Source organism: Paraburkholderia sp. EG286A, from assembly GCF_040965375.1.
Classification (GTDB): domain Bacteria; phylum Pseudomonadota; class Gammaproteobacteria; order Burkholderiales; family Burkholderiaceae; genus Paraburkholderia.
Map to the genome: position 1 here is coordinate 486409 of NZ_JBFRCB010000001.1, position 26374 is coordinate 512782.

The window sequence follows — 26374 nt, forward strand, 5'->3', positions numbered from 1 at the left end:
CGCCGCGCTCGCCGCAACCCCCGCCGCGCGGCCCGGTTGCCCGAATTCATCCGTGATACCCGCCAGATCCATGTCAGTAGCCGAACTCAGACGCCGCCGCACGTTCGCGGTCATTTCTCACCCGGACGCGGGCAAGACCACGCTCACCGAAAAACTGCTGCTGTTTTCGGGTGCGATCCAGATCGCCGGTACCGTGAAGGGCAAGAAGAGCGGCCGCTTCGCGACCTCCGACTGGATGGAGATCGAAAAGCAGCGCGGCATTTCGGTCGCCAGCTCGGTCATGCAGTTCGAGTACGGCGACGCCGTCATCAACCTGCTCGACACACCGGGCCACGAGGACTTCTCGGAAGACACCTACCGCGTGCTCACGGCCGTCGATGCGGCCGTGATGGTGATCGACGGCGCGAACGGCGTGGAAGCGCAAACGCTCAAGCTGCTCGAAGTCTGCCGCAGCCGCAAGACGCCCATTCTCACGTTCATCAACAAGCTCGACCGCGAAGTGCGCGAGCCGCTCGACCTGCTCGACGAAATCGAGCAGCACCTGGGCGTGGCCGCCGTGCCGTTCACCTGGCCCATCGGCATGGGCAAGGAGTTCCAGGGCGTGTACGACATCCAGCGCGACCAGGTGCGCGTGTTCCGCGCGGGCCAGGAGTCGCTGGGCGGCGCGGTGGAAACGCTGCAGAACCTCAGCGAAGCCGATGGCGAAGCGCGCTTCGGCTATCACTGGAAGCGCACCAAGGAAGAAGTCGAGCTGATCACGGGCGCGACGCCCACCTTCGATCGCGACGCCTTCCTTGCGGGCGAGCAGTCGCCGGTGCTGTTCGGCTCGGCGATCAACAACTTCGGCGTGAAGGAAATTCTCGACGCGCTGGTCGATCTCGCGCCGCCGCCGTCGCCGCGTATGGCCGTGCAGCGTCCGGTCTCGCCGGAAGAAACGAAATTCACGGGCGTCGTGTTCAAGGTGCAGGCCAACATGGACCTCGCGCACCGTGACCGCGTGGCGTTCATCCGCGTGTGCTCGGGGCATTTCGAGCGCGGCATGCAACTGAAGGTCACGCGCAACAACAAGACCTTCCGCGCGAACAACGTGGTGAGCTTCCTCTCGCAGCGCCGCGAGACCGTGGCCGAGGCGTATCCTGGCGACATCATCGGTATTCCTAACCACGGCACGCTGAGCCTCGGCGACACGCTCACTGAAGGCGAAGACCTGCAATTCACGGGTCTGCCGTTCTTTGCGCCGGAAATCTTCCAGACCATCGAAGTGGTCGATCCGATGCGCGCGAAGCAACTGGGCGAAGCGCTCAAGCAGCTCGGCGAAGAGGGCGCGATCCAGGTGTTTCGCCCGATCCACGGCGGCGCGACGATTCTGGGCGCGGTCGGCCAGCTGCAGTTCGAAGTGGTGTCGCACCGCCTCGCGGCCGAGTACAAGGTTGCCGTGCGCCTGATGCCCGCGCGCTATCGCCTCTCGCGCTGGGTGACCTGCGACGATCCCACCGAGCTGCGCCGCTTCACCGATTCGTACGAGGCCCGCATGGCCTACGACGCGTCGAACGCGCCGACCTATCTCGCCTCGCACGTCTCCGAAATCGAGGTCGCGCAAAAGGCCTGGCCGAAGATCGTGTTCAACGAGCTGCGCGAGCATTCGGGCGCGCCGTTCCGCAAGTCGATGTAACACGCGCGGCGCGCTCGCGCCGCGTTCACAAACCAGCGAAGTTCCCTCTCGTGCATCGTGGTGTCACACGCCCAGGGCGGCGTGCGACGCCATACCGCCGCATTTGCGCTCATACTCGCCGGGCGAAAATCGCGCAGCGCCTGCGCGCTTGCCCTATCCTCTTCTCGTAACGGTAAAAGACGACAAACCGGCGTTCGCCTGGATGGCCAGCGCCTGTCCGACCGACGAGGAGTGCCTGTGACCGTACGCAATCTCGATGCAGTGTTCCAGCCGAAATCCGTGGCCGTGATCGGCGCTTCGCAGCGCCCCGGCAGCATCGGCAGCATGGTGTGGCGGCGGCTGGTCGATGGCGGCTTCACGAGCCCGCTGTGGGCCGTCAATCCGCGCCATGCGGGCGACTTCGAAGCCTTCGACGGGCGACCCGTGCTCGCCGACGCAGGCGACCTGCCCGAGGCGCCCGGCGTCGCCATCATCTGCACGCGGCCCGCCACGTGGCCCGCGCTCGTGCATCGCCTGGGCGGCATGGGCACGCGCGCGGCGATCATCGTCGGCGAGGTGAGCGACGAAGCCGATCAGGCCGACCTGCGCCACGCGCTGGCGGCGGCGCGCCCGCATCTGCTGCGCATCGTCGGCCCCGGCAGTCTCGGCGCGCTCACGCCCGCGCTCAACGCGCAGCTGGGCGCGGCGGCGTCGATTGCGCGCAAGGGCGGCGTGGCCTGGGTGTCGCAATCCAACGCGCTCACCAACGCGGTGCTGCGCTGGGCCGCCCCGCGCGGCCTGGGCTTTTCGCACGTGATCGCGCTCGGCGACGAAGCCGACGTCGACGTGGGCGACGTGCTCGACTATCTCGCGAGCGACCCGAGTACGCGCGCGATCCTGCTCGAAGTGGACACGATTCGCGCGGCGCGCAAGTTCATGTCGGCGGCGCGCGCGGCGGCGCGCAACAAACCCGTGCTCGCGCTGCGCAGCGGCCGCGACGACAAGGGCGATGCGCTCTACACGGCGGCCTTCCGGCGCGCGGGCCTCGTACGCGTCGACACGCTCGACGACCTGCTCGACGAAATCGAAACGCTCGGCGTGGGCCGCGTGGCTGCGAGCGACACGGCCACGCTCATCACGAGCGACCGCGGCGTGGCCACGCTTGCGCGCGACGCCTTCATGAAAGCCGGCGACACGCTCGCCCGCTGGAACGACGAAGCGCTCGCGGCCGTCCAGGCCGCGCTGCCGCACGCGCAAGCCGGCAATCCGCTCGTGCTCGGCGACACCGCGAAGCCCGAGCACTTCGGCCTCGCGCTGCAAACGCTCGCTCCGCACCGCTCGAGCGGCACGGCGTTCGTCGTGCACGCGCCCACCCACAGCGCGCCGGTCGACGCGGTGGCGCGCACCCTCATCGAGCAACAGCGTTTCGCGTATCGCGGCATGCTCGCGTGTTTCTTCGGCGGGGTGGACGAAACCACGCGCGACGAACTGCACGCGCACGGCATTCCGGTGCACACCACGCCGCGGCGCCTGGCGCGCGCGTTTGCCCGTCTCGTCGATTACCGGCTGGGCCGCGAGCTCTTGATGCAGACGCCCGAGACGATGCCCGCCCAGGGGCCCGCCGCGATCGAGGCCGCGCAGGGCGAAGCGCGCGCGGCGCTGGCGGCCGGGCGCACGGAACTGAAAGGGGAGGAGGCGGGACGATTGCTGGCCTTGTTCGGGCTCGCCACGCAGGCGCAGGACGAACCGGGCGTGAAGCCGGTGGTGGACGTGTCGGTCGAGTTTCGCGACGACGACAACTTCGGCCCGGTGTTCCGTTTCGCCGCGCCGTCGCCGGACGACTTTTCGCCGCCGCTGCGCGTGTACAGCCTGCCGCCGCTGAACCCCGTGCTCTCGCGCGACATCGTCGCGCACTCGCCCTACGCACGCTACACGGCGCCCGAGCCGACGCTGGCCGCGCTCACCGAGCTATCGCAGCTCGTGTGCGAGGTGCGGGAAATCGTCGGCATGCGTCTGACGCTGCGTGTGCTGCCCGAGGCGGTCGTGGTCGTCGCGCCCAGCCTGCAGATCGCGGAAAAACGCAGCCGCTTCGCGATCATGCCGTATCCGCGGCGGCTGGAAGAAACCATCGACTGGCACGGCGAGCGCCTCACGATCCGGCCGATCCGTCCCGAAGACGAGGACATGCACCGCACGTTCGTCGAGTCGATGACGCCCGACGACTTGCGCCTGCGTTTCTTCTCGGCGGTGCGCAGCTTCGATCACACGCAGCTCGCGCGCATGACGCAGATCGATTACGACCGCGAGATGGCGCTCATCGCGGTCGTGCATGGCGAGGACGGCCAGCCGCGCACGCTGGGTGTGGTGCGCGCCGTCGCCGATCCGGACAACGAGACCGCCGAGTTCGCGGTCGCGATTCTGTCGAATCTCAAGCGCGGCGGCCTTGGCCGCTTGCTGATGTCGCGCATCATCGAGTACGTGCGCTCGCGCGGCACGCACTGGCTGCTCGGCGAGGCGCTGCGCGAGAACGCGCCGATGATCGGCCTCGCGCGCGCCTGCGGCTTCACCGTCACGCCCACGGAAGACCCGGGCGTGGTCGGTTTTCGCATGCCGCTCGACTGAGCGGGCACGCGGCCTGGTTCGTGACGGCGCTTACGCGGCCAGCTTCGCGAGCGCGTCGTCGATCTGGCCGCGCGTGAGGGCGAGCTCTTCGAGCCACGCCTCGCCGTACTGAGCGCCGGTTTCCTTCTCCAGCCGCGCGATGGTCGCGGCGCAGCGCGCGGCGTCCTTGGGCGTGGCGATGAACGCCTTCACCGACTGGCCGCCCTGGAACGCCTCGAACAGCGGCGCGCGGATTTCCTCGGGCAGCGCGCGCGTGGTCCACTGGTGCGTCTTGCCGTTGAAGGTGAGCGACGGCGGCAGCACGCGCTCCTTGCGCGTGGCCGGAATCAGGCCGAAATTGCGCGCGGCTTCGGCGATCTGCTCGGCCGTGAAAAGCTCCTCGGGGGCGATTTCGAATTGCGCGATGGCGGTTTCGACGGTCTTCATCGCGTCGGCGCGGTCGTCGCGCTTTTTCTGCGCGCGCGCGACGATGTCGCGCAGCTCGTCGGCTTCGTCGGGCGTGATCGTGAAGCTCGCCTGTTTCTGCTGAAGCTCGGAAAAGCGCTGGAATTCTTGATCGGACAGGAGTTTCGCCATGGGTTTCGAATGCGCGTGAGCCGCTCGCTCGCCGTCTTGCGGCAGCGCGCGGCGCACAGGTTTTTTTGAGAGGGCCGCCATTCTAACCGTTTTGCGTGACCAGCCCTCCATGCACGAGGATCCGTGGATCGTCACGTTCGACGCAGGGCGCTGGGGCATCAAGCAACGTTCGTACTGAGCCCCATTGCACACCACTGCGCATCAGGCCGCGCCGTCCTCGCGAAACATCGACAAGGTCTGCACGGTCGCGCTAAGCATTCGGGTCGCCTCGTCGAGCGAGGGCGCGACATAGTCGTCGATGCGCTTGAGGAACGGGCAGGTGAGCGCCGCGATCGCCTGACCCGAAGGCCCGAGCACCGGAAACGTCACATCCGTCACGCCGAAAATCTGCTGACTGTCCTTGCGCGAGAAGCCCGCCTCGCGCACCTGTTCGCACGCGGCTTCCAGCGCCACGTGGTCGATCGCCACTTCGCCCTTCACCTTCGTATGCTCCGCGAGCATGTGCGCGCGCTGCTCCGGCGTTTGCCAGGCGAGCAGCGTGCGGCCCGAACTCGTATCGACGAGACCCACGCGCGAACCCAGCCGTACCGCGATGCCCCAGGTGCCAGGCCCGTCCACCTGGGCGATCACGAGCAGGTTGCCGCGGTCGTACACGGTGAGATGGCAGGACTGCTCGGCTTCGTCGGCGAAGCGCTGCATGAGCGGCAGCGCCTCCGAGATCAGGCGCTCCATGGGCGGGTGGCGATGGGCGAGCGCGAAGAGTTTCAGGCTCAGCGCATAGCGGTCGCCGCCTTCCGAACGGATGACGTATTGCCGCGCGACCAGCCGCTCGAGCATGCGATAGATCTCGCTCGCGTTGCGCCCCAGCGCCTTCGTGATCTCGGCGCGCGTGAGGCCGCCGCGCTGCTCCGCAAGCAGTTCGAGGATGTCGAGCCCCTTGTCCAGCGCGGGCGCGCGATAGCGATCGGCGTCGTCTTTCTCGTCGGCTTCGTCGGGCACGGTGTCCATCTGGCGCTTCTTCGTGTTCTTTTCCATTCGATCGTCCCCAGGGAAATCACGGACCCATGCTGCACTGCACATCGCTTGACCTCGTGATGTGCGTATATGAATAATACGTTCACTGGTGAACAAACACCAGCATCGTCAGGTAAGGAAGAGGCAGTTGCAACGGGTCGCCGGCGCTTCGAGCATTCCACGTGGGCGCGGCAAACACATGCGATTCATCAACGACAGCATCGGCGTGCGAGGCGCGTCGACAGGAGACACACATGGCGTTCGCATCCGGGCTCTCGAAGGCCCGCCGCTCCACCGGCATTCATCAAGCGCGTGGCGCCTTCGCCCGCGCCGCCACCAGGACGCTGTGCGTCGCCGCGGCCTGTGCTGCGGCGTTCGGCGCGTCGGGTGCAAGCCAGGCAGCCGAACCCGGCAAGGTCGGCCTCGGCCTGCCGCTCCTCACTTCGCCGTTCTGGCAGTCGTACAACAACTACCTTGGCGCTTACGCGAAGCAGGACGGCATCGAGATCCTCGCGCCCGTGAACTCGAACAACGATCCCGCCCAGCAGATCACGGACATGAACAACATGATCAATCTGGGCGCGAAGGGCATCGTGGTCGGGCCGATCGATTCGGCGGCGATCAGCCGCGCGCTCGGCAACGCCGCGCAGAAAGACGTGAAGGTCGTGGCCGTGGACGTCGCGCCCACGCAGGGCAACGTGGCGATGGTCGTGCGCGCCGACAATCGCGCCTACGGCGAGCAGGCCTGCAAATACATCGGCGAGCATGTGAAGTCGGGCAAGGTCGTGCAGATCATGGGCGACCTCGCCTCGGTGAACGGCCGCGACCGTTCGGAGGCGTTCCGCGCGTGCCTGAAGAACTATCCGAATCTGTCGCTGCTCGAAATTCCGGCCGGCTGGAAGGGTGACGTCGCGGCAAGCGCGCTGGACAGCCTGCTCACCGCGAACCCCGACGTGAAGGGCATCTACATGCAGGCGGGCGGTGTGTATCTCTCGCCCACGCTGCAAACGCTGCGCCGCAAGCAGCTGCTCCTTCCCGCGGGCGATCCGAAGCACATCGTGATCGTTTCCAATGACGGCATTCCGCAGGAGTTCGACGCCATCCGCAAGGGCGAGATCGATGCGACCGTATCGCAGCCCGCCGACCTCTATGCGAAGTACGGCCTCTACTACATCAAGGCCGCGCTGGAGGGCAAGACGTTCAAGCCGGGCAAGACCGATCACGACAGCACCATCATCCAGCTGCAGTCCGGCATTCTCGAAGACCAGTTGCCGGCGCCGCTCGTGACGAAGCAGAACGTCGACGACAAGAACCTGTGGGGCAATACCGTCAAATGAACGATCGAACCAGCGATCGGGCCGTGGCGGATAGCGCGCCGCCGTGGGGCGGCGAGCTATCGGTGGGCAGCCGCGAGGCGGCCATGCGGGCCCGCTTGCCGGTGGTCGAGGCGAGCGGTGTGACGAAGCGTTATGGCTCCACCGCGGCGCTCGCCGACGTGAGCCTGCGCGTGATGGCCGGCGAATCGCACGCACTGGTGGGCCGCAACGGCGCGGGCAAGTCCACGCTCGTTTCGATCCTCACCGGCCTGCGCAAGCCCGACGAAGGCAGCGTGCGCTTCAACGGCGAGAGTGCGCCCGCGCTCGCCGACCGCGACGCCTGGCGCGAGCGCGTGGCCTGCGTGTATCAGCATTCGACCATCATTCGCGATCTCACGGTCGCGGAGAACCTTTTCATCAATCGCCAGCCACGGCGGCGCGGGGTGATCGACTGGCCCACCATGCGCCGCGACGCGCGGGCGCTGCTCGACCACTGGCGCATCGACGTGCGCGAGGACGCGCGCGCGGGCGACCTCTCGGTCGAGGCGCGCCAGCTCGTGGAGATCGCACGGGCACTTTCGTACGGCGCGCGTTTCATCATCCTCGACGAACCGACCGCGCAGCTCGACGGCGAGGAAATCAAGCGCCTCTTCCGGCGTATCGACGAATTGCAGCGCGAAGGCGTGACGTTCCTGTTCATCTCGCACCATCTGCAGGAGGTGTACGAGATTTGCCAGGCCGTCACGGTGCTGCGCGACGCGCGGCACATCGTGAGCGCGAGCGTGGCCGAGTTGCCGCGCGAGCGGCTCATCGAAGCCATGACGGGCGAGCGCGGCGGCCTGAATGTCGCCGATGCGGCAGCGCGCGCGGCGCTGCCCGCCAATGCGCCGCTCGCGCTCGAAGTGCGCGGCCTCTCGGGGCATGACTATCACGACGTGTCGTTCACGCTCAAGCGCGGCGAAGTGGTGGGCCTCACGGGCGCGACGAGCAGCGGCCGCACGAGCGTGGGCGAGGCGATTGCGGGCCTCACGGCGCAGCGCGCGGGCGAGATTCGCGTGAAAGGCGCGCCGCTCACGCCCGGCGACGTGCCCGCGGCGCTCGCGAGCGGCGTGGGCTGCGTGCCGAAGGATCGCCATCACGAAGGGCTCGTGCTCACGCAGTCGGTGGCCGAGAACGCTTCCATGACGATTGCGGGCTTGCTGGGGCGCTTCGGATTCGCCCCGCCGGCGAAGAAGCAGGCATTCGGCAAGCGCATGATCGAGGCGCTCGGCATCGTTGCGCAAGGCCCGGATCATGTGGTTTCCGGGCTTTCGGGCGGCAACCAGCAAAAGGTGGTGATGGCGCGCGCACTGGCAAGCAATCCTGACGTACTCGTGCTGATCGACCCCACGGCCGGCGTGGACGTGAAGTCGAAGCAAGCGCTGCTCTCGGTCGTGGACCGCGTGCGCGACGAAGGCAAGGCTGTGCTCGTGGTGTCGAGCGAACTCGACGACTTGCGCACCTGCGACCGCGTGCTCGTGATGTTTCGCGGCGAGGTGGTCGCCGAAATGGCGGCCGGATGGCAGGACCACGAACTGATCGCATCGATTGAAGGAGTCGATCTCCATGAAGAATAGTGTTTCGACGCCCGCGTTCGCGGCGGCGCAGGCCGATGCGGCCGCGAGCGCTCGCCGGGCGCGTCCGCGCATCCAGCTGGCGCGCCTGCGCGATTTCGCGCTGCTGCCCGCACTGGTGCTGCTGCTCGTGATCGGCGGTTTCGTGAGTCCGAGCTTTCTCACGCGTGCGAATCTCATCAGCGTGCTCGGGGCTTCCGCTGCGCTCGCGCTCGTGGTGCTCGCCGAATCGCTGATCGTGCTCACGGGCAAGTTCGATCTTTCGCTCGAATCGACCGTGGGCATTGCGCCCGCCGTTGGCGCGATGCTCGTCATGCCGGCCGCTTCGGCGGGCTTCGGCCTGCAATGGCCCGCGTTTGCGGGGCTCGCCGCCATCGTGGCGGTCGGCGCGCTGATCGGCTTCATCAACGGCTTTCTGGTGGTGCGGCTGCGCCTGAACGCCTTCATCGTCACGCTCGCGATGCTGATCGTGCTGCGCGGCATGCTGGTGGGCGCAACCAAAGGCGGCACGCTCTTCGACATGCCTTCGTCGTTCTTCGCGCTCGCCACCACCATCGTACTCGGCCTGCCGGTTTCCGTGTGGCTCGCCGCTGCCGCGTTCGCGATCGCGGCGTTCATGCTGCGCTATCACCGCGTGGGCCGCGCGCTCTATGCGATCGGCGGCAATCCCGACGCGGCGCGCGCCGCCGGCATCCGCGTGGAGCGCATCACGTGGGGCGTGTTCGTGCTCGGCAGCGTGCTCGCCGCGATTGGCGGCTTGATCGTCACCGGCTACGTGGGCGCGATCAACGCGAATCAGGGCAACGGCATGATCTTCACGGTGTTCGCGGCGGCCGTGATCGGCGGCATCTCGCTCGACGGCGGCAAGGGCACGATGCTCGGCGCGCTCTCGGGTGTGCTGCTGCTCGGCGTGGTGCAGAACCTGCTCACGCTCGCCCAGGTGCCGTCGTTCTGGATCCAGGCGATTTACGGGGCGATCATCCTGGGCTCGCTGATGGTGGCGCGGCTCGCCGGCGGCGAGGCCCAGAACTAAACGCGGAGACTATCTGTGAACGGCAACGCACCCCATACCGACTCACGCCTCATTCTGCTCGCGCCTGAGGACAACTGCCTGATCGCGGCGGCGCGTCTGGCAGCGGGCGAGACGGTGGAGATAGAAGGCGAGCGCGTGACGCTCGCGAAGACGATCGAACTCGGTCACAAAGTGGCGCGCCGCGCGCTTGGGCAAGACGAGAAGGTGCTGCGCTATGGCGCGCGCATCGGCCACGTGAACGAGCCGGTGGCGCGCGGCGCGCATCTGCACACGCACAACCTGGAAAGCGATTACTTGCCGACCTATACGCACGCCGCGGGGCACGAGTTCGTGCCGCACAAGTAACGCCACCATGATGCGGCACGCGCCGCGAGCAGGATTCAAGTTATGAGCGATAGCAACGTCACCCCTTCACCAGCCGCCGCGCCGATGCTCGCAGGCTGGCTGCGCAACGACGGCCGCAAGGGCATACGCAACGTGGTTGCGGTGGCCTATCTCGTGGAATGCGCGCACCATGTGGCGCAGGAAATCGTCGCGCAGTTCCGCGAGCCCTTTGGCGCGTTCGACGATCCGCACTCGCTGCAGCAGCCAAAAGAGCCGCCGGTGCATCTGATCGGCTTTCCGGGCTGTTTCCCGAACAGCTACGCCGAGAAGATGATGAAGCAGCTCACCACGCATCCGAACGTGGGCGCGGTGCTGTTCGTTTCGCTCGGCTGCGAGAGCATGAACAAGCACTATCTCGTGGAGCAGGTGCGCGCGAGCGGCCGTCCGGTAGAGGTCCTGACGATCCAGGAAAAGGGCGGCACGCGCAGCACGATCCAGTACGGTCTCGACTGGGTGCGCGAAGCGCGTGCGCAACTCGCCGCGCAGCAGAAGGTGCCGATGCGCCTCGATGAACTCGTGGTCGGCACGATTTGCGGCGGCTCGGACGGCACGAGCGGCATCACCGCCAATCCGGCTGTGGGCCGCGCCTTCGATCAGCTGATCGCGGCGGGTTCGGCCTGCATTTTCGAGGAGACCGGCGAGCTGGTGGGCTGCGAATTCCACATGAAGAGCCGCGCGGCCAGGCCCGAGCTGGGCGAGGAGATCGTCGCGTGCGTGGCCAAGGCGGCGCGCTACTACTCGATTCTCGGCCACGGTTCGTTTGCCGTCGGCAACGCGGACGGCGGCCTCACCACGCAGGAAGAGAAGTCGCTCGGCGCGTATGCGAAAAGCGGCGCCTCGCCGATCGTCGGCATCGTGAAGCCGGGTGACGTGCCGCCCACGGGCGGTCTCTATCTGCTCGACGTGGTGCCCGATGGCGAGCCGCGCTTCGGCTTTCCGAATATCAGCGACAATGCGGAAATCGCGGAGCTGATCGCCTGCGGCGCGCACGTGATCCTGTTCACGACGGGGCGCGGGTCGGTGGTGGGTTCGGCGCTTGCGCCGGTCATCAAGGTGTGCGCGAACCCGCTGACCTACCGCAACCTCGCCGGCGACATGGACGTGGACGCGGGCCGCATTCTCGAAGGGCGCGCGACGCTCGACGAAGTGGGGCGCGAAGTGTTCGACCGCACGCTGGCGGTGGCGGGCGGCGAGCGTTCGAAGTCGGAAATGCTCGGGCACCAGGAGTTTATCCTCACGTACAAGAGCTTCGAGCCCGTCGGCCCCGCATGCCTGCCCGCCAGTGCGCGCGTGGCTATAGTCGAAGCCGCGAACTGAACCGCGCAGTCGGATGATTTCGTTGTGGGAACAACCATTTCCAGGAGGTGACGAGCCATGGCGCAAGAACAGCATCCCAGGGTGGCGCACAGGCGCCGTATCGGCCGCACGGCGCTCGAAGTCAGCGCATTGGGTCTAGGCACCGCGCCGCTCGGCGGCCTGTATCGCGACCTGTCCGAAGAAGAGGCGCAAGCCACTGTCGACGCCGCGTGGGAAGCCGGCATCCGCTTTTTCGACACCGCGCCGCACTACGGCCACACCAAGGCCGAGCACCGGCTGGGCGCGGCGCTGCGGCGCTATCCGCGCAACGAGTACGTGATCTCCACGAAAGTGGGCCGCCATTTTGTGCCGCGCACGCACCCGTACGACGGCAGCGAGGGCTGGCAAAATCCGCTGCCCTTCGAGGCGATCTTCGACTACACGCGCGACGGCATCCTGCGTTCGTTCGAGGACAGCCAGCAGCGGCTCGGCCTCGTCGATATCGATATCCTGCTCGTGCACGATATCGGCCGCTACACGCACGGCGAGCGCAACGAGCACTACTGGCGGCAACTGCGCGACAGCGGTTTCAAGGCGCTCGATGAACTGCGCAAGGCGGGCGCGATCAAGGCGATCGGCTTCGGCGTGAACGAGCGCGAAGTGATACGCGAGGCGATGCAGGAATTCGACATCGACTGCGCGCTGCTGGCGGGCCGCTATACGCTGCTCGAACAGGCGCCGCTCGACGACCTGCTGCCCGAATGCGAGAAGAAGGGCGTGAGCATTCTGCTCGGCGGCGCGTTCAATTCGGGCATCCTCGCGCACGGGCTGCTCGGCGAACTCAAGTTCAACTACGCCGACGCGCCTCAGGAAGTGGTCGAACGCGTGGCGCGGCTCGATACGATCTGCCGGACCTACGACGCGCCGCTCGCGGCGGCGGCGCTGCAGTTTCCCTACGCGCACCCGGCCGTGGCGACGGTGCTCAACGGCGCGCGCAGCCCGCAGGAGGTGCGCGAGAACGTCGCCTCGTTCGAGACGAACTTGCCCAGCGAGTTGTGGCTCGCGCTGCGCGACAAGGGTCTCCTCGATCCGCGCGCGCCGCTGCCGCAGGCCTGAGCCATGGCTACGACCGAACGGATCGACGCCCATCAGCACTATTGGGACCCCGCGCGCGGCGATTACGGCTGGCTCACGCCCTCGATGACCGTGCTTTATCGCGCGTTCGGACCCGCCGATCTCGCGCCGCTGCGCGCGTCGTGCGGCGTGGCGCGCACGGTGGTCGTGCAGGCCGCGCCGACTGTCGAAGAAACGCGCTGGCTGCTCGATCTTGCGCGCCACGAGCCGTCGATTGCAGGCGTGGTGGGCTGGGTGCCGCTGGACGACCCGCACGTCGCCACGCTGATCGCCGAACTCGCGCGCGAGCCGAAGCTGCGCGGCGTGCGCCCGATGCTGCAGGACCTGCCCGACGACGACTGGATCGAGAACGCCGATACCGCGCGCGGCGTGGAAGCGCTCATCGCACACGATCTCGCCTTCGACGCACTCGTTTTCACGCGCCACGCGCATGCACTCGCGACATTTCTCGCGCGCAATCCCGCGCTGCGCGTGGTGATCGATCATGGCGCGAAGCCGCCAATTGCCGACGGTGGCGAAAGCGGCTACACCGCGTGGTCGCAGGCCATCTCGCGGTTCGCGCGATTTCCGCAAGTGCACTGCAAGCTCTCGGGGCTCGCGACCGAAGCCGCGCCTGGCTGGGACGACGCCACGCTGGCGCCGTGGGTTGCGCATCTGCTCGCGTCGTTCGGCCCGAAGCGTCTCATGTGGGGCAGCGACTGGCCGGTGCTGAACCTCAACGGCGACTACGCACGCTGGCACGCGAGCGCGCAACGGCTTACACAAGCACTTTCCGTAGACGAGCGCGCCGCCGTATTCGGCGGCAACGCTGCGGCTTTCTATCGGCTTAAAACCGGGCTCGGGGACCCTCCAGCCGGTTAGAAAACGTCCGCCGAACGCCACGAGGCGCGCCTGCGTCGCCATAATGGCCGTTTGCGTCATCCCAACTTCTTCCCGCGATTGCATCGCTCGATCGCGGCATGGGACGCCTGCTGCAACACGGGGTATCGCCATGCCGCGCTTCCAACCGGAGTGGCAGATGGTACAAAGACTGGCCGGCAAGACGGCCTTGATCACCGCGGCGGGCCAGGGCATCGGCTACGCGGCCGCCGAACTGTTCGCGCGCGAAGGCGCACGCGTGATCGCCACTGACCTGCGCATCGACGCGCTGGCGGCGCTGCCGGTCGAGGCGCGCAAGCTCGACGTGCTCGACGGCGCGGCCATCACGGCGCTCGCGCAGGAACTGGGCGCGATCGACGTGCTGTTCAACTGCGCGGGCTTCGTGCACGCGGGCTCGATCCTGGAAGCGAGCGAAGAAGACTGGGACTTCGCGTTCGATCTGAACGCGAAGGCGATGTACCGGACCATCCGCGCCTTCCTGCCGGGCATGCTGGCGAAGGGCGGCGGGTCGATCATCAACATGTCGTCGGCGGCGTCGAGCGTGAAGGGCGTGCCCAACCGCTTCGTGTACGGCGCCTCGAAGGCCGCTGTGATAGGGTTGACGAAGGCCGTGGCCGCCGACTTCGTGACGCGCGGCGTCCGCTGCAACGCGATCTGCCCGGGCACGGTGTCGTCGCCGTCGCTGGAGGAGCGCATCGCCGCGCAGGCGGCGGCGCAGGGCACGAGCGTGGACGCGGCGCGCGCCGCGTTCGTCGCGCGCCAGCCGATGGGGCGCGTGGGCAAGCCCGAGGAAATCGCGGCGCTCGCGCTCTACCTCGCCTCCGACGAATCCGGTTTCACGACCGGCCAGGCGCATGTGATCGACGGCGGATGGTCGAACTAGTTAGCCCGAACCATCGCCCCAGGCGATTCTGACCGACTGCAACGCACAGACACACGAGGAACACAGACGATGAAACTGCTTCGCTATGGCTCGAAGGGCCACGAAAAACCGGGCCTGCTCGACGCCGAAGGCCGCATTCGCGCGCTCTCGGGCAACGTGGCCGACATTGCGGGCGACGTGCTCTCGGACGCCGGCCTCGCGCAACTGCGCTCGATCGACCCGGAAACGCTGCCGCTCGTCGAAGGCAATCCGCGTATCGGGCCCTGCGTGGGCCATATCGGCAAGATGGTCTGCATCGGCCTGAACTATGCCGATCACGCCGCCGAGTCGGGCATGCCGGTGCCGGGCGAGCCGGTCGTCTTCAACAAGTGGACGAGCGCCATCGTTGGCCCGAACGACGACATCGAGATCCCGCGCGGCTCGCAGAAGACCGACTGGGAAGTGGAACTGGGCGTGGTGATCGGCAAGCACGCGAAGAACGTGAGCGAGGCGGATGCGCTCAACTACGTGGCGGGCTACTGCGTGATCAACGACGTGTCCGAGCGCGCATGGCAGATCGAGCGCGGCGGCCAGTGGGACAAGGGCAAGGGCTTCGACACCTTCGGCCCGACCGGCCCGTGGCTCGTCACGCGCGACGAAGTGGCCGATCCGCAGAACCTCTCCATGTGGCTCGAAGTCGACGGCCATCGCTACCAGAACGGCAGCACGCGCACGATGATCTTCACGGTCGCGAAGCTGGTTTCGTATCTCTCGGAGTGCATGAGCCTGCAGCCGGGCGACGTGATCTCCACCGGCACGCCGCCGGGCGTGGGCATGGGCGTGAAGCCGAATCCCGTGTACCTGAAGGCGGGGCAGACGGTGCGTCTTGGCATCGAGGGCCTCGGCGAGCAGCAGCAGAAAACGCGCGCGGCCGAGTAAGCGCGCCTGAAGACACACGAAAAAGCGCGCGAGGGGAGGCGGGATACACCCGCTTCGCCTCGCGCGCTTCGTTTTACGGCGCAGACCTTTCAGTTCGTCGGACTTTTGTCTTCCGGCCCGCTGCCTTCCGCGAGCCGGTTCACCGTCCCCTGCGCGAGCGCCACGAGCTTTTCGTCGCCGTTTTCCATCACGTACACGCTGCACTGGCAGGTGGCCTGGTGGCGCCCCGCGTGCACCACGCGCGCCCGCGCCATCAGCGTGCCCTTGAGCGCCGGGCGCAGATAGTTGATCTTGTATTCCCCCGTCACCACCCGCGGCCCGAGCGCCAGCGCGCCGGCGAAGGTCAGCGCGTTGTCGGCGAGATAGCTGATCACGCCGCCATGCACGTAGCCGTGCTGCTGCTTGAGGTCGTCGCGTACGGGCAGGCGCAGGGTCAACTCGTCGGCTCCCACGTGGGTCAGTTCCGTTCCGAGCAGCACGCTGAACGGTTGGGCGTGCAAAGCGCCGCGTGCGCGGTCCACAAGATCTGTCATCGTCGCGTTCCCTGGGTCTATCCCCGAGTGGTTTCCTAACCACTCTAGGAAGCCACAGCGTCGAGTCAAGGTGAATCGAATCGAGTCGGCATTCTATTGTTGCGAGAAATGCTGGGAATGGCCGTGCAACCATTGCTGAAATGATCCGTTGCGCATTTTGGGGCGTTTTTTCACGGTTTAGGGCTCAAAAACCGGCTTTGCGTGGCCGTAAACGCAGTGCGGGCCCGAGCGATCACATGCTCGCGCCTCACTCATTCACTGCCATCCAGGTGTCCCGATGTTCAGCAAGATCAAGGTCGCATCCGGCCTGTTGTGTGTCCTCGTCGCGTTCTGTGTACTGCAGCTCGTGACCGCAGGACTTGGTTACTGGTCGCTCACGCGCACGCACGACGACGTGGCCGACCTCTCGAAAGTGGCGTTGCGGCAGGCGAGCGCCGCCAACGTCATCACCCAGCAGTTGATGGACGCCCGTATCAATCTCTCGCGCGCGGGCACGCGCATGGTCCGCGGCGGCACGGTGCCGACCGACATGGTCAATCACGCGCGCGACCAGCTGGCCGCCGCCGACACCACGTTCGCGGCGCTCATGGCCGTACCGCCGATCAACGACGACAACCGCGCGCGCGTCGCCGCGCTCGGCGAGCGCTACCAGGTGTACCGCAAGGCGCTCGGCGAGCTGATCGACGACCTCAACGGCAACAATCTGCAGGCCTTCCTCGACCAGCCGACGCAGTCGTACCAGGACGCCTATCTCGCCGAGCTGCACGCGTTCACGCAGTTCAACGCCGCGGCGAGCCGCGCTTCGCTCGATTCGATCGACTCGCGGCTCGCGCTCTTCCAGGGCGTGGGCGTCGTCATCCTGCTCCTGCTGATCGCGCTCGCGACCGGCGTGCACTTCGCGCTGCGCCGCGGTGTGGTGGAGCCGCTCGAGGAAGCGGGGCGCCATTTCGACCGCATCGCACGCGGGCGCCTCGACGAGCGCATCGCCGCGCGCGGCGAGAACGAGATCGGCCGGCTGTTCCAGGGCCTGTCGCTGATGCAGTCGAGCCTCGCGCGCACGGTCCACACCGTGCGCGAAACGGCCGGCTCGATCAACGTGGGCGCCGACGAGATCGCCACCGGCAACGCCGACCTGTCGGCGCGCACCGAATCGCAGGCGGCGTCGCTGGAGCAAACGGCGGCGAGCATGGAGGAACTGACGGGCACCGTGCGCAACACGGCCGAGAACGCGCGCGAGGCGAACGCGCTGGCCGAGGCGGCGCTCGACGCGACCGCGCGCGGCGGCGCCGTGGTGGGCGAGGTGGTCGAGCGCATGCGCGGCATTGCGCAAAGCTCGGACAAGATCGCGGAGATCATCGGCGTGATCGACGGCATCGCGTTCCAGACCAACATTCTCGCGCTCAACGCGGCCGTGGAAGCGGCGCGCGCGGGCGAGCAGGGCCGCGGTTTCGCGGTCGTGGCGGGCGAGGTGCGCGGACTCGCGCAGCGCAGCGCGCAGTCGGCCAAGGAGATCAAGACGCTGATCAGCGAGTCGGTTTCGCAGATCCGCGGCGGCTCGGAGCTGGTGGAGCGCGCGGGCGAGTCGATGCGCGAGGTGTCGAACTCGATCTCGCGGGCCACGCAGATGATGGCGGGTATCAGCGCCTCGTCGCTCGAGCAGAGCACGGGCATTGATCAGGTGAATCAGGCCGTCTCGCAGATGGACCAGATGACCCAGCAGAACGCGGCGCTCGTCGAGGAGGCCGCGGCTGCCGCGGCTTCGCTGCATCAGCAGACGCGCCAGCTTTCCGAGGCCGTGGCGGCGTTCGAGATTTCGCCGGCGGTGCTGGCGGCCTGAATGGCTTGAACTGCCGGAGTGGCTTTATCGCTCCGGCTGGCGGGCTTGCGCCCGCCTGCCTCGGCGCTTCGCGCTATTGCGCCTCAGACGCCCATGCCCTGGTAGGCCGTCAAGAGGTGATACGGCGTCGTGGACGGCATGTCCGCGCGCGCCACGTCGCCGTTTGCGCTGCGGCATTCCACCCAGCCCTGCGGCGTGAGAAAGCGCGGCGCGAAGCGCCCGATCTGCGGCGCGAGCGCGGCGCGCACTGCGGCGTCGCCGTGCGTGGCGAGCGCTCGCAGGTATTCCGTTTGCGCCCAGATGCGCTGCGTCGCATCAATCACCCGGCCCTGCTCGTCGAGCGCGGCCGCCACGGCGCCCGTTTCCGGGTCCACGCCGTGCTTCTGTGCAAAGACGAAGGCGCGCGCGAGCGCTTCGTCCAGTCCTGACGCGCCCAGCCGCGCGCCTGCGCGCGTTGCCAGCCAGAACCATTCGAACTGATGTCCGGGCTCGAGGCGGTTGTCCGCCGCGCCGACCGGCAATTCCGCGATGCAACCCGTCGGCGCGTGCAGAAAGCTGCGCGCGAGCGCCTCGACGAGACGCGTGATCGCCGTGTCAAATGCGCTGTCGCCGGTCGCTTCGCTCGCCGCGAGCCAGGCTTCGGTGAGGTGCATGAGCGGATTCTGCAGCGGGCCGCCGGTGACGCTCGCAAAGGACGCGTCGAGCGCCGCGTTGAGCAGGCCGTCGCGGGCCGCGAAGCGGTCGACGATCAGCGCGGACGTTTCGCGCGCGACGTCGAGCGCCTCGGCCGCGCCGAAGCGCTGGCCGTAGGCCGCGGTGGCGAACACCACGAAGGCGTGCGTGTAGAGATCCTTGGTGGTGTCGAGCGGCGCGCCGGCTGCGTCGACGCTATAGAACCAGCCGCCGTGCTGCGGGTCCCGATAAGTGTGGCGCAGCGTTTCGAAGAGCGTTTGCGCGTGCGCGGCGTCGCCGGCCTGGGAGAAGACGAAGAGCTGGCGGGCGCACGCCATCGCGCGGTAGCGCGTGACGGGTAGCGGCTGCACGCCGGCCGCATCGAGCGCCTCGTAGGGCAGGCGCAGTTCGGCATTGAAGCCCGGGCCGCGCCACATCGGCAGGACGACGCGGTCGAAATGCTCGCGCAGGCTGGCTGCGCTCGTAAGTGTGTTCATGGCGTAAAGGTGCGGCGAAGCGCGTCGCGTCAAAAGAGCAATGCCGGCGATTGTACGCATTCGCGCATGGCGCGGACATTCCGGCCCGCCGTAGCGCGTTCGCCCACGACAACGAGACCCGGAGGGTGACAACAATGATCGGAAACTGGGAACTCATTGCGCGCCTGGTGCTGGCCGCGCTGCTCGGCAGCGTGATCGGCTTCGAGCGCGAGCGGCTTTCGTGGGCGGCGGGGCTGCGCACCCATATGCTCGTGAGCGTGGGCTCGGCGCTCATCATGCTCGTCTCGGCCTACGGTTTCGCCGACGTGCTCAAGGATGACCACGTCGTGCTCGATCCTTCGCGGATGGCGGCACAGGTCGTCTCGGGCATCGGCTTTCTCGGCGCGGGCTCGATCCTGCTGCGCGGCGAGATCGTGCGCGGGCTCACGACGGCGGCGAGCCTCTGGTCGGTCGCGGCCGTGGGCCTCGCGGTGGGCGGCGGGCTCTATACGGGCGCGATTGCGGCGACCGTCATCATTCTCATCATCCTCGCGGGCATCAAGCCGCTCGAGCGGCGCTTCATCACGTTCCGTCAGCGACGCCAGCTCACGCTGCTGGTGAGCCGCGGCGCGCTCACGTTTCACTCGCTGCACGACGCGCTCGGCACGTCGAGCCCGCGCGTGAAGCAGTTCGTCGTGCAGCAGAGCGACGACTCGCCCGAGCTGGACGAGGTGATGATCACGCTGAGCCGCGTGTCGTCGACGGAATACGAGGCGATTTGCGCGACGCTGCGCCGCTTGCCCGACGTGAAGGACTTTCGCGAGGACGGCGCAGCGGGTTGACCGCGCGGGGCGTTGGGTCGATGCAGGCTGGGTAAGTCGGGGCAGAGCCCCTGGCCGCGCGTTCCGGCATGCGACAATGCGCGTTCGAACCAGAACACGAGGACGTCGCCAAGCGGCCGTGACCGGCCGGCGCGCGACGCGAACCGCATCGCTGACCCATGGCTGATTACGCAGATACCGCATCCTTGAGCTCTTCGCATCCCGACCGCAACGCGCCGTGGCAGCCCCGCGCGACGTCTGCGCCGTCCGACGTGACTGAATCCCCGCTTGCTGTCGAATCCGACGCTCCGCATGCGCTTGCCGGCGAGGAACTCGCCGCTGTTGCCGAAGCGGATGCCCCTGTGCGCCAGGGCACGCTGAGCGGCTTCGAAAGTCCCGAGTCCACTCAAGCGGTGGCAGCGCCCGTCGACGAAGCCAGCGCGACGAGCCCTGTTGCGGCTGCAACGACCGCGCGCCGCGCGCCGCGGGCGAAACGTGCCGCTGCGCCTGCCGTGGCCGATGCGGTGGAGCCGGGCGTTGGAGCGGTCCAGGAACCGGCTGCCGCAGCCTTTGTCGCCGAGCCGTCGTTTGCCGCCGGCCCTGCCGAGCGCGTGGAGCCCATTGGGTTCGCGTCCGAAGCGGCGCAGGCGGCTACCGAGCCGGACACGCTCGCGCAGCGCCTCGACGCGCTCCAGGGCGCGCTCGCCGAGCAGCGCCGCATGGCAGTCGCCTCGTCGCGGCAACAAAAGTGGGTGCTCGCCGCCGCTTCGGCGGCGGTGCTCGCATCGGTCGGTTTCGGCATCGCGCAGTCGGTGCGGCTCGACAGCCTCGCAAACGAATCCCGCGCCGACGAGGCGCGCCTCGAGCAGTTCATCCTGAAGCAGCAGTCCACGCTCGACGACCTGTCGCAGCGCGTGGCCGCGCAAACCGCCGCGGCCGCCGCAGCTGCTGCGGCCGCTACCGCTGCCGCGGAAACCCCGGCGGCGGCGCCCGCACGCGTGTCGTCCAGGGCGGCGCCCGCCAAGGCATCGCCCGCCCCGGCGCACCACGCAGCGGCCCATTCCACGCGTGCGGCTCACGCGAAAAGCGCCCAGAAAGCCACGCGCTGACCGGCTTCGCTCCGCGATCCCGCCCCTGTATCCGAAATCTCGATGCGTTGTATTGCTGCAACGCATCGATTGCGCTCGACCCCGTGCGACGGCGCGTCGCAGATTTTTTGCTGCGCTGCACTAGCGCTGCCCTAGGGAAAACCCTATAATTCGTTCTGTCTTAGGGAAAACCCTGAACTGCAGCCTAACTGGGAGTCGCCATGAGCTTCATCTTTGCCCTGTTCCAAAAGGTGAGCGACCTCTTCGCGTCGCCGTATCTGCCGATGGATTCGGAATACTCGTACGAAGCGCGCCACCGCGAAGCCGAGCGCGTCCGCCGCTCGCAATACATGCCGTTCGGCATGCCGCGTGACTGATCGAAGCTGAGGCGCTTCGGGCGGCGCGCGCCGTCCAACGCGTTTCTCCGGTCAGACCGCCAGGACTTCAAGCAAGGCCGGCTCTCGCAAGAGAGCCGGCCTTGTTGCGTTTGGGGCGGCTGCAAGCCGAAGGCGCTTCGCCTCGCGTGACGGCAGCCGCGCGCGGCTCGTGTCATAGTGATGCCGCTTCGAAATCGCTACGCCACATCATGTCCAATACCTACTTCTACGACCCCGCCCAGGGCCATGGCCTGCCGCACGATCCGTTCAAGGCGATCGTCGCGCCGCGCGTGATCGGCTGGATCTCCAGCCGCGCAAAAAGCGGCGCGCTCAATCTCGCGCCCTACAGCTTCTTCGGCGCGTTCGCCACGTTTCCGCCGATCATCGGGTTCTGCAGCGAAGGCCGCAAGGACAGCATCAGCAATATCGAAGAGACCGGTGAGTTCGTCTGGAATCTCACGTCGAAGGCGCTGGCGCCGCAGATGAACCGCACCTCCGCGCCGGTCGCCGCCGACGTCGACGAATTCGCGCTCGCCGGCCTCACGGCCGCGCCGGGCCGCAGCGTGGCGGTGCCGCACGTGGCCGAGTCGCCGGCCGCGCTCGAATGCAAGCTGCTGAAAGTCGTGCGGCTCAACACGCTCGATGGCGCGCCCATGGACAACTGGCTCGCGCTCGGGCAGGTGGTGGGTGTGCACATTCGCGAGGAATTCCTGAAGGACGGCCTGTTCGACACGCACGCCGCCCAGCCCGTGATGCGCGCGGGCTATCGCGCCGACTACGCACAGATCGGCGAGATGTTCCAGATGGTGCGGCCGGGCGCGTAAGCCGCTGCGGGCGTGCGCTTCGGGATCAACGGGGCGCGGCGTTGCCGCGTCCTGTCCGCCCGCCGATAATGGCCCGACAGCGCGAGGCGCACAGGGAGGCAATCCATGCAATCTCCGACGGGATCGGTGGTGGCGCTCAGTTCTGCCGCCTCGACGATGTTTTCGATCGGCCTGATCGCGCTGGGCTACTGGGGGCTGCACGAGCCGTCGGCCTGGCGCGTCGGCGACCGGGTGGTCGTGGGCATCGCGCTCGCGGGCTTCGCGTGCCTTGGCAGCGTGCCCTGGCTCGCTACCTCGCCCGCGAAGCCCAACGACGAGTCGCGCTTCCTGATGGCGCGCCGCGCCTTTCTCTGTGGCGCGGCTGCCGTGTGGGTGTCGATCGCGCTTTCGCTCGTGTTGTGACGAGAAGCCTGATCAGAAGCGGGCGCGCAAGCCCACCGTGCCCACCACCTGATTGGCCGTCGTAGACGCGCCGCCTGCCGTGTTGATGAACGCCACGTAGTTGTGCCCCGAGGCGTGCTGGTACATGGCCTCGCCGTAGAGGTCGGTGCGCTTCGAGAGGCGGTACACGACCTGTGCATCCACCTGGTTCCACTTCGGATCGGCGCCGAAGGTGGTCGTGTTGCTCACGTGGCCATCCGTGAAGGTGTAGGCGAGGCCGAGGCTCCATGCCGGGTTCAACTGATACTTGCCGTTCACTTCGTAGTTGTTGAAGCTCATGTCGCCGCCCTGCGAGCCGAACGAGCTGGTGCCCGCGTACTCGCTGCGCGTGAAGACGAAGCCCGCCGTGGCCGGCCCGAACGTGTAGTTGATGCCGCCGCCGAACGAACGCAGGCGGTCGGCGCCGAGCGCGAAGCCGCCCTTGCCGTTGGCCGTCGACTCCGCGAGATCCACCGCGCCCGGGCTGCTCGCCGTCGCGCCCTGGGTGCCGTTCAGCTGCAGATAGCCGGCCGCGATGGCGAGCGGCCCGTTGGTGTAGCTCGCGCCGAAGCTGTAGGCGCGGTTCACGGCGAAGTCGGTCTGGTTCGAGAACGCGTACAACGCGCCGAACTTCAGGCCGCTATACGTGTTGCTCGTGAACTTGACGGCGTTGCTCATGCGCAGCGAGTGGTTCAGGTTGTCGTTGTCGAACGGATGCGCGAAGCCCGTGTCGCCGAAGGTGCCCGCCGTGGCCGAAAGCGGCGCGACGAAGTCGACGAGCGAGTCGTACTGGCGGCCGAGCGTGAGCGCGCCGAACTGGTCGCTCGCGAGGCCCACGTAGGCCTGGCGGCCGAACATGCGGCCGTCCTGGCCGAGCTTGCCGTTCTGCACGTTGAAGCCGTTTTCGAGCACGAAGACCGCATGCAGGCCGCCGCCCAGGTCCTCGCTGCCGCGCACGCCGAAGCGGCTGCCGTTCACGTTGCCGCTCGTCGCCTGCCAGAGCGCGCCGCCCGACTTGCCGCTCGCGACGTTGTTCGTGTACATGATGCCGGCGTCGATCAGGCCGTAGAGCGTGACCGAGCTTTGCGCGTGGGCCGCGGGCGCGGCGAGCGTGCCGAGGGCGCCGAGCACGGCGGCAGCGGTGGTGAGCGAGAGGGGATTCTTCATTCGAGGTTCCTGTAGCGTTGTTGTTTCGTGGCATGTGCAACAGCGACAGGAGTGTAGGGAGGGAAAGGCGCTGGAAAAACCGGCTGTGACTGGAGAGGATTCTTCCTCGATCTGGAACGATGATTTCATCTCCCTGTCATAAATCGACTCGGGCATCGACTCGGGCGATCCTGGGCTTGCACCTGGCCGGAAGCAGGAGTGGTCTTGCGAGTTTGGTACGATTCACGCTTTGCCAGCCGACCCTACCTGCCGCGTGAAGCGTTACGTGCCGTTGATCCGCGATCGAATCGCGATGTCGTTGTCCCGCCTGAAGCCTGCCGCCGCGCGGCTGGGCGGGTTTATTCGTCCGCTGGGGGCGCGTGCGCGCCATCATCTGCGGCACCCCACGCGGCGCGGCGTGCTCATGACGATTGGCGCGGTGCCGGCGCTCGTCCTGCTCTACGTGCTCGTGCTGATTCCGTTCACGCCGAGCATTGGCGACATCCGCAAGGCGCGGGTGGACGAACCGGCCCAGATTCTTTCCGCCGACGGCAAGGTGCTCGCCGAGTTCAAGCCCTCGAACCGCGAATGGGTGCCGCTCGCACAGATCTCGCCGCACATGGTCGATGCGCTGATCTCCACCGAGGATCACCGTTTCTACGAGCACCACGGCATCGACTTCAAGCGCACGGCGGGCGCGGCGCTGCACACGTTCTCGGGCGAGCGCCAGGGCGGCTCGACCATCACGCAGCAACTCGCGCGCAATCTCTATCCCGATGAAATCGGCCGCGCGCCCACGCTCACGCGCAAGATCAAGGAAGCGATCACGGCGTTCAAGATCGAGGCGGTGTACAGCAAGCAGCAGATTCTCGAGACGTATCTGAACACGGTGCCGTTCCTCTACAACGCCTACGGCATCGAGATGGCGGCGCGCACCTACTTCGGCGTGTCGGCCGATCAGCTCGACATCCTGCAAGCCGCGACGCTCACCGGCATGCTCAAGGGCAACGCCTACTACAACCCGGTGATCAACCCCGAGCGCGCGCTCGCGCGGCGCAACACCGTGCTCGGCCAGATGGTGAAGTACGGCAAGCTCAGCGAGGCGCAGTACGCCACGCTCTCGAAGAAGCCGCTGCGCCTCGACTTCGAGCGTCAGACCGAGCCGCCCGGCCCCGCGCCGCACTTCGCGTTGCAACTGCGCAAATGGCTGATTTCCTGGGCCGACCGCAACGACTACAACATCTATTCGGATGGCCTCGTGGTGCGCACCACGATCGATTCGCGCCTCCAGCAGATGGCCACCGCCGCGCTGCGCCAGCACACGAACCAGCTGCAGGGCATCGCCAACGGCGCATGGAGCGGACGCAACGGCTGCGTGGCCGGCAACGACCTGTTCGCGACCTTCATGCGCGAAACGCAGGACTACAAGAGCGTCCGCGACGCCGGTGCGAACGACGCCGACGCGCTCAAGCAACTCGCCGGCGACCGCACCTTCATGCGCAACCTCTGCAAGAGCAAGACCGCGGTGGAGGCGGGCTTCCTCGCCATCGACCCGCGCAACGGGCAGATCAAGGCGTGGGTGGGCAGCCGCGACTTCACCGACGAACCGTTCGACCACGTGCAGCAGGCGCGCCGTCAGCCGGGCTCGACGTTCAAGCCGTTCGTGTACGGCGCGGCCTACGCGGCGGGCGCGAAGCCGAGCGACACGTTCATCGACCAGCCCGTGGAGATTCCGCTGGCGGGCGGCGAAATCTGGAAGCCGACCGACGACGTGCCGCCGAGCAATCGCCCGATGACGCTGCGCGACGCGATCGCGTTCTCGCGCAACCGCATCACCGCGCAACTGATGCAGACGGTGGGCCCGGACAAGGTCGCGCGGCTCGCGCGCGCGATGGGCGTGCGCGACAGTCAGCTCGACCCCGTGCCGTCGCTCGCGCTCGGCACGAGCCCGGTCACGTTGAAGGAGATGGTCTCCGCGTACAGCACCATCGCCAACGACGGCGAGTATCTCGAACCGCGTATGGTCACGAGTATCGAGGACCACAAGGGCAACGTGCTCGCGCAGTTCGAGAGCGCTTCGCCCGAGCGGGCGCTTTCGGCAGAGGCGGACCGCACGCTGCTCGACACGATGCGCGACGTCGTCAACCGCGGCACGGGCGCGGCCATCCGCTCGCGCTTCGGCATTCGCGGCGACGTGGCGGGCAAGACCGGCACGACCCAGGGCAACACCGACGGCTGGTTCATCCTGATGGACCCGCAACTCGTGGCGGGCGCGTGGGTCGGCTTCGACGACGGCCGCGTGACGCTCGACGACTACTGGGGGCAGGGCGCGCGCAGCGCGCTGCCGATCGTCGGCGACTTCTTCCAGCGCGCGCAGCGCTCGCGCCTCGTCGATCCGCGTGCGCGCTTCAACACCGAGGTGACGCCGGGCGCGTTCGAAACCTTCCGCGAGAACCTGCGGGCGTGGATGGACAAGCTGTTCGGCAAGCACGAAGCACCGCCTGCGGCCCCGCCGGTGCGGCATGCGCCGCCGCCGCGCGTGAGCGCGCCGGCACCGGCCTCCGTGCCGGCTGCGGCCTCGGAGGCAGGGGCGTCGGCGCCTGCGGAGGCATCGGCACCGTCTGCCGCTTCGGCAGCAGCCGCGGAATCCGCGGCGCGCGCGATCATGGGCTTGCCGCCGATCATCGGGCCGTCCAGTGCGCCGCCGGCGCAGGCCCCGCAGCCCTCGTATCCGGCCCAGGCGCCGGCGCTTGCGCCGACCCCGACGCCCGACGAGGCGGACCCTGACACGCCGGGCGCGAGCGCGAGCTACACGCCGCCCGTGGCCCAGCCGCAGCAGGGGCAATGAGCGGGGCGTCGCG

General features: G+C 67.8%; 23 protein-coding genes. 18 read left to right on the plus strand and 5 right to left on the minus strand.

Translation table 11 applies throughout. The features are described from left to right. Positions 1–70: 70 nt before the first annotated feature. On the plus strand, positions 71–1672 hold the full coding sequence (locus AB4Y35_RS02260; protein WP_368693356.1) for a peptide chain release factor 3: 1602 nt from the start codon (positions 71–73) through the stop codon (positions 1670–1672). Positions 1673–1909: 237 nt separating this feature from the next. Then, positions 1910–4273: a GNAT family N-acetyltransferase gene (locus AB4Y35_RS02265; RefSeq protein ID WP_368693355.1), complete on the plus strand. Its 2364-nt coding sequence runs from the start codon at positions 1910–1912 to the stop codon at positions 4271–4273. Positions 4274–4303: 30 nt separating this feature from the next. Here the strand turns inward: AB4Y35_RS02265 and AB4Y35_RS02270 are convergent, their stop codons facing one another. Continuing rightward, on the minus strand, positions 4304–4849 hold the full coding sequence (locus tag AB4Y35_RS02270) for a hypothetical protein (protein WP_368703173.1): 546 nt from the start codon (positions 4847–4849) through the stop codon (positions 4304–4306). Between the two features lie 201 nt (positions 4850–5050). Next, a complete protein-coding gene (locus tag AB4Y35_RS02275) occupies positions 5051–5884 on the minus strand; it encodes an IclR family transcriptional regulator (protein WP_368703174.1) in 834 nt (277 codons plus the stop codon). A gap of 233 nt (positions 5885–6117) precedes the next feature. On the opposite strand from AB4Y35_RS02275, the gene AB4Y35_RS02280 reads away from it, so the two are divergent. The 9 genes from AB4Y35_RS02280 (at position 6118) to AB4Y35_RS02320 (ending at position 15319) form a co-directional block, all read left to right on the plus strand. Then, positions 6118–7200 (plus strand): sugar ABC transporter substrate-binding protein, encoded by a 1083-nt coding sequence (locus AB4Y35_RS02280; RefSeq protein WP_368703175.1) that lies wholly within the window; start codon positions 6118–6120, stop codon positions 7198–7200. An 83-nt stretch (positions 7201–7283) separates the two neighbouring features. Continuing rightward, complete coding sequence (locus tag AB4Y35_RS02285; protein ID WP_368703829.1) at positions 7284–8795, plus strand: sugar ABC transporter ATP-binding protein; 1512 nt, start codon at positions 7284–7286, stop codon at positions 8793–8795. After that, positions 8785–9825, plus strand: a complete 1041-nt coding sequence (locus AB4Y35_RS02290; protein WP_324156819.1) for an ABC transporter permease — start codon at positions 8785–8787, stop codon at positions 9823–9825. The genes AB4Y35_RS02285 and AB4Y35_RS02290 overlap by 11 nt, the downstream gene beginning before the upstream one ends. A 15-nt stretch (positions 9826–9840) precedes the next feature. Further along, positions 9841–10170, plus strand: coding sequence for a UxaA family hydrolase (locus tag AB4Y35_RS02295; RefSeq protein WP_368703176.1), 330 nt, complete (start codon positions 9841–9843; stop codon positions 10168–10170). A gap of 42 nt (positions 10171–10212) precedes the next feature. Continuing rightward, positions 10213–11526, plus strand: a complete 1314-nt coding sequence (locus AB4Y35_RS02300; protein ID WP_368703177.1) for a UxaA family hydrolase — start codon at positions 10213–10215, stop codon at positions 11524–11526. A 57-nt stretch (positions 11527–11583) separates the two neighbouring features. Further along, a complete protein-coding gene (locus AB4Y35_RS02305) occupies positions 11584–12621 on the plus strand; it encodes an aldo/keto reductase (protein WP_368693349.1) in 1038 nt (345 codons plus the stop codon). A 3-nt stretch (positions 12622–12624) separates the two neighbouring features. Next, positions 12625–13500 carry an amidohydrolase gene (locus AB4Y35_RS02310; RefSeq protein ID WP_368703178.1) on the plus strand — a complete coding sequence of 292 codons (876 nt, stop codon included), beginning with the start codon at positions 12625–12627 and terminating at the stop codon, positions 13498–13500. 157 nt (positions 13501–13657) lie between these two features. Next, positions 13658–14401, plus strand: coding sequence for an SDR family oxidoreductase (locus tag AB4Y35_RS02315; RefSeq protein WP_069261439.1), 744 nt, complete (start codon positions 13658–13660; stop codon positions 14399–14401). A 69-nt stretch (positions 14402–14470) separates the two neighbouring features. Further along, complete coding sequence (locus AB4Y35_RS02320) at positions 14471–15319, plus strand: ureidoglycolate lyase (protein ID WP_368703179.1); 849 nt, start codon at positions 14471–14473, stop codon at positions 15317–15319. Positions 15320–15408: 89 nt separating this feature from the next. Here AB4Y35_RS02320 and AB4Y35_RS02325 read toward each other — a convergent pair whose 3' ends face one another. Then, on the minus strand, positions 15409–15852 hold the full coding sequence (locus AB4Y35_RS02325) for a PaaI family thioesterase (protein WP_069261437.1): 444 nt from the start codon (positions 15850–15852) through the stop codon (positions 15409–15411). A gap of 277 nt (positions 15853–16129) precedes the next feature. Between AB4Y35_RS02325 and AB4Y35_RS02330 the strand changes: the two genes are divergently transcribed. After that, entirely contained in the window at positions 16130–17689 is a 1560-nt protein-coding gene (locus AB4Y35_RS02330; protein ID WP_368703180.1) for a methyl-accepting chemotaxis protein, read from the plus strand. 83 nt (positions 17690–17772) lie between these two features. Here AB4Y35_RS02330 and AB4Y35_RS02335 read toward each other — a convergent pair whose 3' ends face one another. Beyond that, entirely contained in the window at positions 17773–18858 is a 1086-nt protein-coding gene (locus AB4Y35_RS02335; RefSeq protein ID WP_368703181.1) for an AGE family epimerase/isomerase, read from the minus strand. A gap of 134 nt (positions 18859–18992) precedes the next feature. On the opposite strand from AB4Y35_RS02335, the gene AB4Y35_RS02340 reads away from it, so the two are divergent. From AB4Y35_RS02340 to AB4Y35_RS02360, 5 genes are all read left to right on the plus strand, one after another. Further along, positions 18993–19679 (plus strand): MgtC/SapB family protein, encoded by a 687-nt coding sequence (locus AB4Y35_RS02340; RefSeq protein WP_368689247.1) that lies wholly within the window; start codon positions 18993–18995, stop codon positions 19677–19679. A 251-nt stretch (positions 19680–19930) separates the two neighbouring features. Further along, a complete protein-coding gene (locus tag AB4Y35_RS02345) occupies positions 19931–20767 on the plus strand; it encodes a hypothetical protein (RefSeq protein ID WP_368703182.1) in 837 nt (278 codons plus the stop codon). A gap of 200 nt (positions 20768–20967) precedes the next feature. After that, positions 20968–21123 carry a hypothetical protein gene (locus AB4Y35_RS02350; RefSeq protein WP_165979393.1) on the plus strand — a complete coding sequence of 52 codons (156 nt, stop codon included), beginning with the start codon at positions 20968–20970 and terminating at the stop codon, positions 21121–21123. Positions 21124–21332: 209 nt separating this feature from the next. After that, complete coding sequence (locus tag AB4Y35_RS02355; RefSeq protein WP_342918504.1) at positions 21333–21947, plus strand: flavin reductase family protein; 615 nt, start codon at positions 21333–21335, stop codon at positions 21945–21947. Between the two features lie 105 nt (positions 21948–22052). Then, positions 22053–22349 (plus strand): hypothetical protein, encoded by a 297-nt coding sequence (locus AB4Y35_RS02360; RefSeq protein WP_342918505.1) that lies wholly within the window; start codon positions 22053–22055, stop codon positions 22347–22349. 12 nt (positions 22350–22361) lie between these two features. On the opposite strand, the gene AB4Y35_RS02365 is transcribed toward AB4Y35_RS02360, so the two are convergent. Next, positions 22362–23534, minus strand: a complete 1173-nt coding sequence (locus tag AB4Y35_RS02365; RefSeq protein WP_368703183.1) for a porin — start codon at positions 23532–23534, stop codon at positions 22362–22364. Positions 23535–23826: 292 nt separating this feature from the next. On the opposite strand from AB4Y35_RS02365, the gene AB4Y35_RS02370 reads away from it, so the two are divergent. After that, a complete protein-coding gene (locus AB4Y35_RS02370; RefSeq protein ID WP_368703184.1) occupies positions 23827–26361 on the plus strand; it encodes a transglycosylase domain-containing protein in 2535 nt (844 codons plus the stop codon). The last annotated feature ends 13 nt before the right edge of the window (positions 26362–26374 follow it).